General features: G+C 65.9%; 1 protein-coding gene. It reads right to left on the bottom strand.

The window, feature by feature from the left end:
* Positions 1–223: FAD-dependent oxidoreductase (locus EOB49_RS36110; protein ID WP_127383594.1), on the bottom strand; the 223-nt coding region annotated here is incomplete at its 3' end.
* Positions 224–226: the final 3 nt, after the last annotated feature.

Raw genomic sequence — 226 nt, 5'->3', positions numbered from 1 at the left:
CGGGAGCCATGCTCATCCTGGCTGCGGGGACATTGACCCGGTGCGACGGTTCCTCACTGGAATAGGCAAGGCCACCGCCAAGAACCGGCCGTGGCTCGACCACGGAAATGGAAATCCGCTCCGGCCGAGGCATTTGCGCCAGGTGCCACGCCACCGCGGCGCCGGAAAAGCCGCCGCCGATAATGGCGACGTGCAACCGCGAGGACGCAGGAAGCAAGTTCACGAG

Source organism: Mesorhizobium sp. M7A.F.Ca.MR.148.00.0.0, from assembly GCF_003997735.1.
Taxonomy (GTDB): domain Bacteria; phylum Pseudomonadota; class Alphaproteobacteria; order Rhizobiales; family Rhizobiaceae; genus Mesorhizobium.
The sequence above is the reverse complement of the archived record's forward strand: the minus strand, read 5'-3'. Positions and strand labels throughout refer to the sequence as shown.